Genomic DNA, 13,978 nt, shown 5'->3' with positions numbered 1-13,978 from the left:
TGAAAAAACTCCCCGGTCGCGATGACCGGGGAGTTCGTTGTAGCCCCGACGGGATTTGAACCCGCGCTACCGCCTTGAGAGGGCGGCGTCCTAGGCCGCTAGACGACGGGGCCAGAACCACGATTCAGCTGCGTGAACCGCGCGGAACATACGATAGCCGACGACCGGGCAATCGACCAAAACGGCTGGTTGACCTCGGGGGACGGACGGGGGAGGGTGGGGCGATGGCCAGCAAGGAAGTGCGGGGCGGGGTCGAGATGTCCAATCTCGACCAACCACTGTTCGACGGTGCCGAGGCGACCAAGCGGGACCTGGTGGACTACCTGGAGTTCGCCGGGGAGCGGTTGGTGCGCGTGCTGCGCGACCGCCCGCTGTCGGTGGTGCGGGTGCGGCCCGGGCAGGAACCGTTCATGCAGAAGAACCTGCCGAAGTACACGCCGGAGTGGGTGCCGCGGGTGACGGTGTGGGCGGAGAGTTCGCATCGGGAAGTCACCTACGCGCTCGGCAACGACGAGCGGACGCTGCTGTGGTTCGGCAATCAGCGGGCGGTGGAGTATCACCCGACCCTGCTGCCGGTCGACCACAGCGCCGGACCCACGCATCTGGTGCTCGATCTCGATCCGTCGCCGGGACAGACCTTTCGTGATGCCGCGGCGGGCGCCCGGCTGATCCGGGCCGCCCTCACCGCGGACGGACTCGACGGCGCGGTGAAAACCAGTGGGGCCAAGGGATTGCACGTGTTCGTTCCGGTCGTGCCGGGCATCTCGATCGAGGACGCGGCCGCCGCGACCCGCGCGATCGCCGCCCGCGCCGAACGGATCGACCCCACCGTCGGCACCACCGCGTTCATCAGGGAAGACCGCCACGGCAAGGTCTTCCTCGATTCGACGCGGGCCGGCGGCGCCACCGTCATCGCGGCCTACAGTCCGCGCGTCCGCCCCGGCGTCCCGGTCTCGTTCCCCTTGCGCTGGAGCGCTATCGACGACGTGGTCCCGGCCGACTTCACCCTGCGCAGCGCGCCGAACCTCCTCGGCGACACCGACCCGTGGACCGCGGAAATGCCCGCACCGCAGGAACTTCCGGCCGACCTGATCGCCGAGGGGCACACCATCCCGATCGCCAGGGTGCAGGCCATGCACGAGGGCAAACGCCGGGCCAGGGCGCGCAGGGAGAACTGAGACAGCGCGGCCGGTGTTCGGGACTACTCGCCGATCGCGGCGACCCCGGCCTGGGCGAACTTCTCGTCCAGGTCGCCGCTGGGGGCGCCGGCCACGCCGATGCCCGCGATCGGGGCGCCGTTGGCCTTGACCGGGGCGCCGCCGCCGAGGAACAGGGTGCCGTCGATGTCGGCCAGGTGCGGGGCGGACTCGAGGCGCTTGCTCAGCTCGGTGGTGGGGGCGTTCCAGGAGACGGCGGTGAAAGCCTTCTGCTGGGCGGCGTCGTAGGACTGCGGGCCCGCGCCGTCGCCGCGCAGGGTGACGATGACATTGCCGTTGCGGTCGACGACCGCCACGCTGACCCGCTGGTTCTCCTTGGCCGCGGCGTCGAGCGCGGTCTGCGCGGCCTTGGTGGCGGCGGCGATCGAGAGGTGGGTGCTCTGGGTCAGGTTGGTGTCGGCGGCATCGGCGACGACGGGGGTGCGGGTCGCCGGGTCGGGGTTCTGGGCCTGCACCGTCACCGCGCCCACCACGCCCGCGGCGACGACGGCCGCCGAGGCGCCGGCGACGATGAGACGGTTGCGGGTGCTGAACTGGGTGCTCATGGCTGCTCCTGATCGGATTCTCGGCCGTCCGGCGGTGGTGCCGTGGCCTGGTGATATCCATCCTGTTCGCTCGGCGGCCCGCGCGGATCGGCGATGTGGCTGCACTTGCGCGGCCGGATCGGGCGACACCCGGGTCAACCGATCGGATGACCCGGGCACGGCGGCAGGCGGGAGAGAATGGGGGAGTTTGCCCAGCTGATGTGGACGGGAGGTACCGATGCGGAGCACACTCGGCGACCGGAACGACGATACGCGACTGCTCACGGTGATCGTGTACAGCGCGTTCTACGTGCTGCTGGCGGCCTCGCTCATGCGCTGGTTGATCCGGCATTCCGACACGCGATCGACCCCGCTGGTCGTCGCCCTCGCCCTGCTGCTCGCGGTCCTCTACGCGATGAGCGAGCTGCGGCATTCGTATCGGGTGATGTGGTTCGCGCTGCTGGTCGCGACCTGGGCGGTGCTGGTGGTGCTGGCGCCGAGCTTCGCCTGGTGCGCGGTTCCGTTGGTGTACACCGGTTTACGGATCCTGTCGGTACGGGTCGCGGTGACGCTCGTCTGCGCCTTGACCGCGCTGGTGGTGTTCAGTCAGGTGCGGATCGCGGGCTGGCTTGACCCGAACCTGGTGCTCGCGCCGCCCGCGGTCGCGGCGGTGACCACCGTGCTGTTCGTCGGTATGCGCCGCCAGACCGAACAGCAGGCGGCGCTCATCGACGACCTCGTCCGCACCCGGCGGGAGCTGGCCGAGACCGAACGCCGCGAGGGCACCCTCGCCGAACGCGAACGGCTCGCCATGGAGATCCACGACACTCTCGCGCAGGGGTTGTCGAGCCAGCGGATGCTGCTGCAGGCGGCGGATCTGGTGTGGGACAGCGATCCCGGGCTGGCGCGCGACCATCTGCGCTCGGCTGCCGAGATCGCCGAACGCGACCTCGCCGAGGCCCGTCGCTTCGTCCACGACCTCGCGCCCGCCGACCTGGCCGCCGGTGGGTCGCTCGCCGCCGCGCTCACCGCGCTCGCCGCGCGGGAGTCCACCGACACGCTCACGGTGCGGTGTCATCTGGAGGGGACGCCGGGCCCGCTGCCCCAGCGGGTGGAGGCGACGCTGCTGCGGGTCGCGCAGGGGGCGCTGGCCAATGTGCGCGAGCACGCGGCGGCCACGACCGCGACCATCACACTGACCAGCCTCGACGACCAGATCGTCCTCGACGTGGCCGACGACGGGCGCGGCTTCGATCCCACCGACCTGGCCGATCCGGACGAGCATCGCGGGCACGGCCTGCCCGCGATCCGGGCGCGGGTGCGTCAGCTGGGCGGGACCTGCGCGATCGAGTCGGCGCCGGGGGACGGCACGGTGCTCTCGGTCGCGATTCCGCTGGCCGTGGGCTGAATTCGCTACGCCGCCGCGGGCATCCAGTGCCGGTGCGACCGGGGCGCCGGTAGGACCAGTCGGGTGGTGCTCGGTCGCATCCGGACCGGGGCCTGGGTCCCGGCCGCGGGCCGCCCGGCGCCGATGACCTCGACCGGTGCGCCGGTATTCGTGACCGGCCCACGTGCGGCGATGGACGGCGCGGTCGGCTCCGGGCCCGCGAAGACGACCATCCGCAGCACCAGGAACCGTCCGATCCCGGCCAGCCCCGACGCCGACAGATAGACGACCTGCACGGTCATTACGCCCGGCGACGGCTGGACGGCGAACAGTGCGAACATCGCCGCGCTCGTCACCGCGTAGGCCGCCGCGGCCGAGCCCGCCGATTGCCAGTGCTCCCGCCACCCCGGCAGCGCTCGCCCGCCGAAGGTGATCAGCGCGTGCAGCACCGTGCCGAGCAGCGTCGAGACGATCGTGACCACCGCGTTCGCGACGGCCCACGGCAGCACGCAGGCCAGCTGCCCGACCGCCGCGCTCGAGACCAGTCCCAGCCCGCCGCCGCACGCCACGAAGCGTGCGAACGCCGCGATCGGGCCGGGTGTGGTGTCCCCACTCCGCGCCGTACGCACGTTGTTCGTCATATCGAACACTGTACGTCTGACGAACAGTGTGCGCAACGAGGAACGCTGTTCCGGCCGGGGCCGCGCGCTAGCATCGGCACTTGTGAATCCCGCCGTGCGCCTGTTGATCTGCGACGATCACGCGGTCGTCCGCGCCGGACTGCACGCACTGCTGTCGAGCGCGCCCGATATCGAGGTGATCGGCGAGGCCGCCGACGGCCCGGCCGCGGTCGCGCTGGCGGCGAGCCTGCACCCCGACGTGGTGCTGATGGACCTGCAACTCGGCAGCGACATGGACGGCGTCGAAGCGACCCGCCGGATCACCGCGCAGCCCGCCCCGACCCCGCACGTCCTGGTTCTCACCACCTACGACACCGACGCCGACATCACCCGCGCGATCGAGGCGGGTGCCACCGGCTACCTGCTCAAGGCCGAACGACCCGAGGAACTGTTCGCCGCCATCCATGCCGCCGCGAGCGGGCAGACCGCGCTGTCCGCGCCGGTCGCGGCGAAGGTGATGGCCAAGATGCGCAATCCCGGCCCGACCCTCACCGCCCGCGAGCGCGACATCCTCGGCCAGCTCGCGCGGGGCCTCGGCAATCGCGAGATCGCCCGCGCGCTGCACATCAGCGAGGCGACGGTGAAGACGCACCTGGGTCGCATCTACGACAAGCTCGGCGTCGACACCAGGGCGGCGGCCGTCGCGGTGGCGACGGAGAAGCGGCTGCTCGCCTGAGCCGGTGACGGCGGCCACCCCCGCTGTAACGCCGGGCCCGCGCCGGGCTCTGAACCGGTGCGGCGATGACTATGCTGTGCCGAGCGAGCGAGAGGAGCCAGGACGCATGGACTGCGACGAATTCGTCGAGCTGGTCACCGGGTTCCTCGACGGCGCTCTCGACAGCGAGACCGAGCTGCGTTTCCTCGCCCATCTCGCCGAGTGCGACGGCTGCGAGGTCTACCTCGACCAGATCCGCCGCACCACCCGTGACCTCGGCGAACTCACGCCCGAGCAGCTCTCCGGCGACGCGCGCAGCACCTTGCTCGCGGCCTTTCGCGACTGGCATCGCCCCGCCTGACCCGCTCAGGCCGGCGTCAGCGTGGCCGCCCCGAACGACACGTGGAAGCGGGCGCACCAGATGCTCACCGACCGGATCGCCGACAGATCGGTGTCGGCGGGCAGGGTGTAGTTCTGACTGCCCTCGTTGCCCTTGAGCGCGCCCAGGTCGAGGTGCGTGCCGTCGTCGAAGTTGTGCCAGTCGTCGCCGATCACCGGCTGATCGGTGAGCCACACGTGCAGCGCGGGGCCGTCGGAGGTGCGCAGATCGGTGATCCGCAGGACCAGTGTGCCGTCGGGGGAGCGCTGTAGCTGTGCCGAACCGGTCGTCTCGTGCTCGTGGGAGAGGAACTCGCCGGAGGCGATCACCGACAGCGGCGCGCCGCCCGTCGCCGTGACCGGGGCCTCGTCGACGGTCGTCGTCGTGAACAACCGCCACGGCTGGAACAGGTACAGGCCGACGACCAGCGCGGCCACGAACCCCGCCGCCAGCACGCTGAGGACGGTACGGCGGATACGGCGGTGCGGCATGGTCTTCTCCTTCTCTCGCATGCGTTCTCCGTTCCCGGACCCGTCCCGCGCGTTACACCGCGCGACGGCGGTACTGTGCTGCCAGCGACGCGAGTGGTGACAGCGAGGAGACCCGGTGGGACACGACGGCGCCCTGCCCGCCGACGACGTGCTCGTCGCCGAGCTACGGTCGGGAGTCGACGCGACGTTCGCCTTGGTCGTGGACGCCTGGTCCGGCTCGATGCTGCGCTTGGCGCGCTCGTTCGTCTCCACCGACGCCTCCGCCGAGGAAGTCGTGCAGGAGGCGTGGCTGGCCGTGGTGCAGGGCGTCGACCGTTTCGAAGGCCGCTCCTCGCTCAAGACGTGGGTGTATCGGATCCTGGTGAACACCGCCAAGAAGCGCGGGATCAAGGAGCATCGCACGGTCCCGTTCGCCACGCTGCTGCCCGAGGACGAGGGCCCGGCCGTCGATCCGGGCCGTTTCCGCCCACCCGGTGACCGCTATCCGGGCCACTGGGCGGTCGGCGCCCAGCCGCGCCCGTGGTCCGAACCCGAGGACGCCGCCGAGCGCGCCGAAGTGGCCCGCCTGCTCGCCGCCGCCGTGGCCACCCTGCCGCCCCGCCACCGCACGGTTCTCACCCTGCGCGATGTCGACGGCTACTCCGCCGACGAGGTCTGCGCGCTGCTCGACATCTCCGCGGGCAATCAGCGGGTGATCCTGCACCGCGCCAGAGCGACAGTGCGCGCCCGGCTCGAGCAGTACTTCCAGCGCTAGCCCCACAACCTCGCGACGAGGTCGGCGGCGCCGGTCCAGCACCAGCTGGTCCTGCTCCGGCTGGATCGCGACCCGGACCTGCCGCACCGGGCGGCCGAGAGCGCGGTGGCCGGGGCGGGCCGTCCTTCGTGACATCGTGCTGTGCTCTCGCGGCGCCTTGGAACGTGATCTCGCGGCCGTAACGTCACCGGCGGTGCGGGCACGGTACCGCGTGGCGGGTTCACCGCCGCGTCATCCACCGAGGAGGCCGAACGACCATGGCGACCTATGACGATCTGTCGGCGCTGTTCATCAACTGCACGCTCAAGCGCTCGCCCGAACCGAGCAATACGCAGGGGCTGATCGACGTCAGCGCGCACATCATGGCGGAGAACGGCGTCGCCGTCTCGCAGCTGCGCGCGGTCGATCACGACATCGCCACCGGTGTCTGGCCCGACATGACCGAGCACGGCTGGGCCACCGACGCGTGGCCCGCGCTGCAGGAGCAGGTCATGGCCGCCGACATCCTGGTGCTCGCGGGGCCCATCTGGCTCGGTGACAACAGTTCGGTCACCAAGCGGGTGATCGAGCGGCTCTACGGCAACTCCTCCCAGCTCAACGCTGCGGGCCAGTACGCCTACTACGGCAAGGTCGGTGGCTGTGTGATCACCGGGAACGAGGACGGCGTCAAGCACTGCGCGATGAACATCCTCTACAGCCTCCAGCACCTGGGCTACACCATTCCGCCGCAGGCCGACGCCGGCTGGATCGGCGAGGCGGGGCCGGGCCCGTCCTACCTGGACCCCGGTTCGGGCGGCCCGGACAACGACTTCACCAACCGCAACACCACCTTCATGACCTGGAATCTCCTGCATCTGGCCCGGATCCTGCGCGATGTCGGCGGCATCCCGGCGCATGGCAACCAGCGCTCGGAATGGGATGCCGGCTGCCGGTTCGGCTTCGAGAACCCCGAATATCGCTGATCCGCGCGGGCACGATGCCCGAATTGCCGGATAGGAAACGTGACCCGGGTCTCTATAACCTGGTGATCCCGATCACATTACGGTGCTATAACGACAGTAATGTGATTACGGATTTGTCACGGCGGACCAGCGCGGAACACTGTTCCTTTGGACAATGGCCGGTACAGACGCGTCCGTGATCCGGACGTGATCTCGGCTCGCATTCCGGCTACATTCGGTCACGGCTTGAACAACAACCCGAGCCGAATCGAATCGCAGAACACCGGAAAGCCTGCCCCGCGATTTCGAGGATCCCCGACATTACTGAGGGGCAGGGACGCGGTGGATTTCATCACCGAGCCGGTGGGCGCAGGCAGGAATCCTTATGTCTTTCAATCGCAAGTTCACCACTCGTGCCCTCGGTTTCGCCGCTGTCGCCGGCGCCATGATCGCCGTTCCGGCTGGTCTGACCACCGCGACCGCCTCGGCGAACAACTGGGACGCCGTGGCGCAGTGCGAGAGCACGGGCAACTGGAACATCAACACCGGTAACGGCTACTACGGCGGCCTGCAGTTCTCGCAGAGCACCTGGGAGGCCTACGGTGGCACCGGCACCGCCGACAACGCCAGCCGCGAGGAGCAGATCCGCGTCGCCGAGAACGTGCTGGCCGCGCAGGGTCCCGGCGCCTGGCCGGTGTGCAGCGCCTACCTGTAAAGCGCGCTGAAGTAAGACTTTCCTTGTCGGGAAACGAATAACCCGCTATTCGATGCACACGTCGAATAGCGGGTTTTTTCGTTGAATTTCAATTCCGGATCAGCAGCGTGATACCGGCCACGATCACGGCCAGGGCAATAGCGGCCAAGCCGTAGACGAGCTTGTAGTCGCGCAGCCCCGGGACGAACCGGTCGAGCGCGAAACCGCCTGCGCCACTGAGTGCGAGGCTGGTCGCCGCGACCGCCAGGATCGTCTCGTATTCGACACCCTTGGGCGCGAAGAACCCGCCCCACTTCACCGCGATCGCATTGAGCATCGTGCCCAGGATCGCCGCGGCGGCCAGTGGGGTGAACAGGCCGAGGATCAGGCCGATGCCGCCGAGCGTCTCGCTCAGTCCGGCCACCACGGCGAAGGATTTCGCCATCGGATAGCCGCTCGCCGCGAAGAACTTCTCGGTTCCGGACAGGCCGCCGCCGTCGAACCAGGCGAACAGCTTCTGGGTGCCGTGCGCGGCCATGGTCGCGCCGACGCCGAGGCGTAGCACCAGCAGGCCGGCGTCGGTGGGGGTGGTCGATGTCGTCGTCATGGCGATGTCCTTTCCGTTTCGCCCGGTCAGCCGATCTGAACCGAGCGTCGTGCCATCCCGAACCAGTAACCGTCGATGACGGTGCGCAGGGAGTCGATGTCCTCGGCGCCGGCGCCGAGGGTGAGGAACAGCGGAGCGAAGTGCTCGGTGCGCGGATGGGCCAGGCGCGGTGCGGGGGCGGTGTGCTCGAAGTCGAGCAGCGCGTCGATATCGCGGTCGTCGAGGGCCCGGCGGCCCCAGTCGTCGAACTCGGCGGTGAACGAGTGGACGTGGTGGTCGTCGGCGGTGAGCGCGCGCAGGTTGTGGGTGAAGAACCCGCTGCCGATGATGAGCACGCCTTCGTCGCGCAGCGGCGCGAGCGCGCGGCCGAGCTTCATCAGGTCCCGCGGATCCAGTGTAGGGATCGACAGTTGCAGCACCGGGATGTCGGCATCGGGGTACATCCGGCTCAGCGGGACGTAGGCGCCGTGGTCGAGGCCGCGGTCGGGAGCGTCGGCGACGGTGCCGCCGAGCAGCTCGCGCACCCGGGCGGCGACATCGGGCGCGCCCGGTGCGGCGTAGCGCTCGGCGTAGTAGCGCGGGGCGAAGCCGCTGAAGTCGTAGACCAGCGGCACGGTGGTGGTCGCTCCCAGGGTGACCGGGGCCGACTCCCAGTGCGCGGACACGATCAGGATCGCCCGCGGCCGGGGTAGCTCGGCCGACCAGGCGGCGAGCTCGGCGGGCCAGGTGGCGTGATCGATCAGCGGCGGGGCGCCGTGGGAGAGGTAGAGCACCGGCATGGTCACGGTGGGCTCCTTCGGATCGGGTGAACTACTGATGTTCAAATTTGAACAATACGCGATGCGCAGCTATTCCGCCGAAGTGATTAGGGTTTGCGGCATGGAAGAACCCAGGTGGCTCGATGCCGAGGAGATGCGGCTGTGGGTCAGGTTCCTGGCCGCGGGCGCGCTCGTCGACCGCGCGGTGGACCAGCACCTCAAGGGGGAGGGGCTCACGCACACCCAGTACGAGGTGCTGGTCCGGCTCGCCGCCGAGACCGGCGGCGCGATGCGGATGACCGACCTCGCCGCCGCGATCTACACCTCCAAGAGCGGGCTCACCTACCAGGTGGGCAAGCTCGAGCGAGCCGGGTTGGTGCGCCGCGTCGACGACGACACCGATGTCCGCGGCGTCAACGCCGTGCTCACCGCGGCGGGCCGGGCCAAGCTCGACGCCGTGGCCCCCGGACACGTCGAGGTCGTGCGCCGGGTGTTCGTCGACGTGCTCGAGCCCGCGCAGCGCGCCGCGATCTCCGCCGGGCTCGGCGCCGTCGCCGACGGCTTGACCCGCTAGACCTGCTGATCCTCGCCGCGGCGCTGCGGGGTGTCGAGCCGGTGCACGGTGAGCGCGGCGGCCAGCATGCGCGAATCCGTGGGGTCGGCCGGATCGAGGCCGGTGAGCTCGGCGATGCGGCGCAACCGGTAGGTGAAGGTGTTGGGGTGCACGTGGATTCTGCGCGAGGCCGTCTTGCGGTCGGCGCCGTGGCGCAGGTGCGCCTCCAGCGCCTCGATCAGGTGCGGGCTGCCGAGCAGCGGAATCACCCGCTGCGCCAGGCGTTCCCGGGCCGGGCCGGGGCGGGTGAGCTGATATTCGAGCAGGAGGTCGTCGAGGCGGTAGCAGCCGCCGGGCCTGCCGCGCAGCCGCGCCAGCTCGGTCAGCTCGGTCGCGTCCTTGGCCGCGGCCGGGATGGCATCGCGGGCGACGCCGGAGAACTCGGCCAGATACACCGTCACGCCGTACTGCTCGGTCAGCCGGGCGGCGAGCTCGTCGAAGCGCTGCGCGTCCAGGACGTCGGTCTCGGAGCTGTTGCTCAGCAGCGCGATGCCGTTGGCGCCGTCGAAGGTGGCCGGGGTGGTGGTGCCGGTGAGCTCGTCGAGCGCGCGCTGGAGCACCCGGATGCGGCGGCGGGTCACCAGGTTGGCCGCGCTGCCGGTGCGGGCGGGTTCGCTCAGGTGGATCGCCAGCACCGTGTACTGCTCGGCTAGCACGGTGTCGGCGCGCGCGGCGAGTTCCTCGGCGGGTAGCCCGCGCACCAGCGCCGAACACAGTTCCCGGCGGGCCTCGCGCTCGGCGTGATAGATCGACTGCTCGACCTCGGTGTAGGTCTCGACGACGGTGACATTGATATGGCGCAGCAGCTCGAGCAGCCCGCTGCCGACCCGGATCAGGTCGTTCATCTCCGTGGGCTCGGCCAGCGCGGATGCCTCGGCGAGGACGGCCTGCGCCGAGCCGTGGATCGCGCCGATCAACATCGGCAGCGGCAGGCGGTCCTCGGCGTGGCGCTCGGCGACCGGCCCGACGAACGCGGCGACCTCGGCCTGGGTGAACTCGCGCTCGGCCGCGATCGCCTCGAGCACCGCGCGCCCGCAGGCGTAGATGGTCGGCAGGACTTCCGCGGTGAAGTGGCCGGGCGGCAGTTCGGCGGGCGCGGTGGCGCCGAGCCCCGCGGCGAGCATGCGCTCGGCGATCTGCGGCCAGCGTGTCAATAGTCGTGCGGTCAAAGCGGGTGGTGCGGAAACGGGGTGTTCGGCGAGCATGACTCGATTGTGTCCGAGAACAGGGCGTCGTGGGCACCTCCCGTCGAGAAGGCACAGATCTTGGTTCTCGCGCCAACAAGAGGCGGGTTTTCTCGGTTCACCGTGCAGTGACAGCGATGTGGCGCCGGTCATAGATTCGCTGAGCGCGTCCGAGCCAACGCTGGCCGACGCGGTTCGAGGAAGTGACCACCATGATTGCAACGACGCAGCCACTGCGCCGCACCCTGTGCGGACTCGGCATCGCCGCGGGTCTCACCGCGGCCTCGGTCCTCGGCGCCGGTACGGCGACCGCCGACCCGGTGCTGGAACCGACCATCGCCTCGCTGGCCGAATACCTCGACGCCGGCATGGCCACGACCCCCGACGGTCGTCGCCCCACCGCCATCGCCGACACCGGCAGCGCCTCCGGCAGCAGCTCGGGTTCCTCGGGCAGCCGGGCCTCCGACGCCGTCGGCGAGGGGCCGGAGATGTCGGCCTATCTGCCCGCCTTCGCCTACGGCCTGCTGCACCCCGACGCCGCGCCGCCCGGCGCCAATCGCTGGGACTGCACGCCGAGCGCGCAGCATCCGCGCCCCGTCGTGCTCCTGCACGGCACCTGGCTCAACGCCTACGACACCTTCTCCTACCTCTCGCCGCGCCTGGCGCAGGCCGGATATTGCGTCTTCGCCCTGAACTACGGCAAGTCGGCGCTGCTCGAGGGCGGCGGGCTCGGCGCCGTGCTGCCGGGCCGTTACGGGGTCGGGCCGATGGCCGACTCCGCCGACCAGGTCGCGGCATTCATCGAACGGGTGCGGGCGGCCACCGGCGCCGACCAGGTCGACATCGTCGGCCATTCGCAGGGCGGCACGATCGCCAACCAGTACCTCAAGTTCGACGGTGGACAGGGCAAGGTCGACAAGCTGGTCACCTTCGGCGCCACCCACCACGGCACCGCGCTGCTCGGCATCGCCACGCTCGGCCGGATGATCAACAACGCCGGCATCGACATCCTCGGCTTCTACCGGCCGATCATCGGCGTGGCCAATGTCGAACAGGCCGTCGGCTCGCCGTTCTACACCACGCTCAACGCCACCGGTGACACCGTCCCCGGCGTCGCCTACACCGTGGTCGGCTCCCGCTACGACGAGGTCATGAACCCCCTCGACCTGACCTTCCTGCGGGCCGGGCCCGACGCGACCGTCGACAACATCGCCCTGCAGGACGGGTGTGAGCAGGACGTCTCCGACCACCTGACCATGATGTACTCGCCCCGCGCGGCCTCGATCGCGCTGCGGGCTCTCGATCCGGAAGGCAGCCCCGCCTTGACTTGTACGTTCAACCCCTGGTTCTTCGGTGGCGGCGGCAGCCTATGAGGCTCGACCTGCCCGCGCTGACGCAGTGGGGCACCGCGCCACTGCTTCCGCCCGACGATCCGTTCTACCTCGCCCCGCCCGGAGCCGAGCTGCTCGCGCCGGGCACGGTGGTGCGCTCGCGTTCGGTGGAGCTGGCCCTGTTCGGGGTGGTGCGGCAGCGGATCGTGGCCTGGCAACTGCTGTATCGGACCTGCGATCTCGACGGCGCGCCGGAAGTGTCGGTGACCACGGTGCTGTTGCCGTGGGGCGCCGACCCCACCCGCCCGCGACCGCTGATCTCGTTCCAGTGCGCGATCGACGCCGTCGCACCGCGGTGCTTTCCCTCCTACGCGCTGCGGCTCGGCGCGCAGACCACCGGCTCGATCGCACCGCTCGAACTGCCGATCGTGGCGATGGCGCTGAAGCAGGGGTGGGCGGTGTCGGTGCCCGATCACGAGGGCCTCGGTGGCCGGTTCGGCGCCGCCCGCGAGCCCGGCTACCGGGCGCTGGACGGGATCAGAGCCGCGCTCGGCTTCGTGCCGCTGGGCCTGAGCCCGTCGACGCCGGTGGCCCTGTGGGGCTATTCCGGCGGCGGCCTGGCGACGGCGTGGGCGGCGGAGCTGGCCGCCGACTACGCGCCGGAGCTGAACATCGTCGGCGCGGCGGCCGGGTCGCCGGTCGGAGATCCGGCGGCGGCGTTCGTCCGCCTCAACGGCGGCTGGTTCGCCGGATTCCCGGCCGCGTTCGTCGCGGGTCTGCGCCGGGCCTACCCCGATCTCGACCCGGTCCTCGACGACCACCTCGACGACCGGTACCGCGGCCTGCTCGGCGAAGCCGAAGAGCGCACCACCTTCGCGCTGCTGTGGCGCTTCGCCCGCCGCGACGTCACCCGGCATCTGCGCGACGGCCTCGCCGGGCTGCTGGCCGAACCGGCCCTGCGCCGCATCCTGGCCGACATCGAGCCCGGCACCAGGGCGCCCGCCGCCCCGCTGCTGGTGGTGCAGGGCGTGCGCGACGAGGTCATCGCCGTGGCCGACGTCGACGCGCACGTCGAGCGCTATCGGCGGGCGGGCGCGACGGTCGAATACCTGCGCGTGCGCCGTGGCTCGCACCTGCCGCTGGAGTTCCTGGTGGTTCCGGTCGTGCTGGCCTGGCTGGCCGACCGGTTCGCCGGGCGTCCGGTGACGTCGGGGACGGCCACCGTCGCCTCCGTCGCCCGCGACGGCGCCGCGCTGCGGGCCCACCTCGGCTTCCTCGGCCTGGTCGCGGGGATGTTCGGCGGCCGACCCATCCGCGGCGACGAATATGTGTGACCAGATGTCGCGCTATGTATTCGTGATCGGTGCCCCTATTTCTCGGGGCATCGAAAATTCGGGCTTATCGGATGAGCGCAACATGAATCTCATGCGATTCTCATAATCCCCTCAGAAACGTGAGGCATTTGAGCAAAACCGCAGGTGGTAATAGGTTTCAATGGGTGGTTGTTACGAGGGTCACGAATTCTCCGAATGTCGTAACTCGCGGCGTTCTGGTGTCGATAGGCCATCTGTAAGCCAGCTTCGGCTGGGCCTATGCGAGAAACAGAGGAATTATTATGATCCCCGTTATCATCGACACCGGTAGTGCCGCCCTGAACGGCCTCTTCGACACCCTCGGCGCCGCCCTGCACGGCCTGGTCGACACCCTGTGGACCGGCTCCTTCGGCGGCTGACCCCAGCCCCAGGTCGATGAAACGACCAGGT

15 protein-coding genes, 1 tRNA gene and 1 pseudogene are annotated in these 13,978 nt (G+C 70.2%); 10 read left to right on the top strand and 7 right to left on the bottom strand.

The genetic code is table 11. The annotated features are described in order from the left end of the window. Positions 1-40: 40 nt before the first annotated feature. Positions 41-113, bottom strand: a tRNA-Glu gene (locus Q7X29_RS26890). Between the two features lie 111 nt (positions 114-224). Here Q7X29_RS26890 and Q7X29_RS26885 point away from each other — a divergent pair. Further along, complete coding sequence (locus Q7X29_RS26885; protein WP_218717000.1) at positions 225-1,178, top strand: DNA polymerase domain-containing protein; 954 nt, start codon at positions 225-227, stop codon at positions 1,176-1,178. Between the two features lie 23 nt (positions 1,179-1,201). Here the strand turns inward: Q7X29_RS26885 and Q7X29_RS26880 are convergent, their stop codons facing one another. Further along, on the bottom strand, positions 1,202-1,762 hold the full coding sequence (locus Q7X29_RS26880) for a GlcG/HbpS family heme-binding protein (protein WP_218717001.1): 561 nt from the start codon (positions 1,760-1,762) through the stop codon (positions 1,202-1,204). 217 nt (positions 1,763-1,979) lie between these two features. On the opposite strand from Q7X29_RS26880, the gene Q7X29_RS26875 reads away from it, so the two are divergent. Then, the gene (locus tag Q7X29_RS26875; protein WP_316575738.1) at positions 1,980-3,149 is read left to right on the top strand and encodes a sensor histidine kinase; all 1,170 of its coding nucleotides are present in this window, start codon (positions 1,980-1,982) and stop codon (positions 3,147-3,149) included. Positions 3,150-3,154: 5 nt separating this feature from the next. On the opposite strand, the gene Q7X29_RS26870 is transcribed toward Q7X29_RS26875, so the two are convergent. Then, positions 3,155-3,769, bottom strand: coding sequence for a hypothetical protein (locus Q7X29_RS26870; protein ID WP_316575737.1), 615 nt, complete (start codon positions 3,767-3,769; stop codon positions 3,155-3,157). An 82-nt stretch (positions 3,770-3,851) separates the two neighbouring features. Here Q7X29_RS26870 and Q7X29_RS26865 point away from each other — a divergent pair, with 82 nt between their 5' ends. Both Q7X29_RS26865 and Q7X29_RS26860 read left to right on the top strand, forming a co-directional pair. Beyond that, a complete protein-coding gene (locus tag Q7X29_RS26865; RefSeq protein ID WP_316575736.1) occupies positions 3,852-4,484 on the top strand; it encodes a response regulator transcription factor in 633 nt (210 codons plus the stop codon). 106 nt (positions 4,485-4,590) lie between these two features. After that, on the top strand, positions 4,591-4,824 hold the full coding sequence (locus Q7X29_RS26860; protein ID WP_218717005.1) for an anti-sigma factor family protein: 234 nt from the start codon (positions 4,591-4,593) through the stop codon (positions 4,822-4,824). A 5-nt stretch (positions 4,825-4,829) separates the two neighbouring features. On the opposite strand, the gene Q7X29_RS26855 is transcribed toward Q7X29_RS26860, so the two are convergent. Further along, on the bottom strand, positions 4,830-5,354 hold the full coding sequence (locus Q7X29_RS26855; protein WP_316575735.1) for a DM13 domain-containing protein: 525 nt from the start codon (positions 5,352-5,354) through the stop codon (positions 4,830-4,832). 94 nt (positions 5,355-5,448) lie between these two features. On the opposite strand from Q7X29_RS26855, the gene Q7X29_RS26850 reads away from it, so the two are divergent. The 3 genes and pseudogenes from Q7X29_RS26850 to Q7X29_RS26840 all read left to right on the top strand — a co-directional run. Beyond that, positions 5,449-6,087: an RNA polymerase sigma factor gene (locus Q7X29_RS26850; RefSeq protein ID WP_316575734.1), complete on the top strand. Its 639-nt coding sequence runs from the start codon at positions 5,449-5,451 to the stop codon at positions 6,085-6,087. Positions 6,088-6,344: 257 nt separating this feature from the next. Continuing rightward, a complete protein-coding gene (locus Q7X29_RS26845) occupies positions 6,345-7,049 on the top strand; it encodes a flavodoxin family protein (protein ID WP_218717008.1) in 705 nt (234 codons plus the stop codon). 364 nt (positions 7,050-7,413) lie between these two features. Next, positions 7,414-7,740: pseudogene (locus Q7X29_RS26840) on the top strand (transglycosylase family protein); the annotation flags it as partial. A gap of 91 nt (positions 7,741-7,831) precedes the next feature. Here Q7X29_RS26840 and Q7X29_RS26835 read toward each other — a convergent pair. Together Q7X29_RS26835 and Q7X29_RS26830 are read right to left on the bottom strand one after the other, a co-directional pair. Continuing rightward, complete coding sequence (locus Q7X29_RS26835; protein WP_316575733.1) at positions 7,832-8,329, bottom strand: DoxX family protein; 498 nt, start codon at positions 8,327-8,329, stop codon at positions 7,832-7,834. Positions 8,330-8,355: 26 nt separating this feature from the next. Then, positions 8,356-9,108: a dioxygenase family protein gene (locus Q7X29_RS26830; protein WP_218717027.1), complete on the bottom strand. Its 753-nt coding sequence runs from the start codon at positions 9,106-9,108 to the stop codon at positions 8,356-8,358. Between the two features lie 100 nt (positions 9,109-9,208). Here Q7X29_RS26830 and Q7X29_RS26825 point away from each other — a divergent pair, with 100 nt between their 5' ends. Continuing rightward, the gene (locus Q7X29_RS26825; RefSeq protein ID WP_218717011.1) at positions 9,209-9,661 is read left to right on the top strand and encodes a MarR family winged helix-turn-helix transcriptional regulator; all 453 of its coding nucleotides are present in this window, start codon (positions 9,209-9,211) and stop codon (positions 9,659-9,661) included. Here Q7X29_RS26825 and Q7X29_RS26820 read toward each other — a convergent pair. Continuing rightward, complete coding sequence (locus Q7X29_RS26820; protein WP_218717012.1) at positions 9,658-10,905, bottom strand: PucR family transcriptional regulator; 1,248 nt, start codon at positions 10,903-10,905, stop codon at positions 9,658-9,660. The two genes, Q7X29_RS26825 and Q7X29_RS26820, sit on opposite strands and share 4 nt — an antisense overlap. Before the next feature lie 191 nt (positions 10,906-11,096). Between Q7X29_RS26820 and Q7X29_RS26815 the strand changes: the two genes are divergently transcribed. Beyond that, the gene (locus Q7X29_RS26815; RefSeq protein ID WP_218717013.1) at positions 11,097-12,257 is read left to right on the top strand and encodes an esterase/lipase family protein; all 1,161 of its coding nucleotides are present in this window, start codon (positions 11,097-11,099) and stop codon (positions 12,255-12,257) included. Continuing rightward, the gene (locus Q7X29_RS26810) at positions 12,254-13,549 is read left to right on the top strand and encodes a lipase family protein (protein WP_218717014.1); all 1,296 of its coding nucleotides are present in this window, start codon (positions 12,254-12,256) and stop codon (positions 13,547-13,549) included. Before Q7X29_RS26815 ends, Q7X29_RS26810 begins: the two co-directional genes overlap by 4 nt. Positions 13,550-13,978 lie beyond the last annotated feature (429 nt).

The organism is Nocardia canadensis (assembly GCF_032656385.1).
Taxonomy (GTDB): Bacteria; Actinomycetota; Actinomycetes; order Mycobacteriales; family Mycobacteriaceae; genus Nocardia; species Nocardia canadensis.
This window is presented reverse-complemented; position numbering and strand designations above follow the sequence as displayed.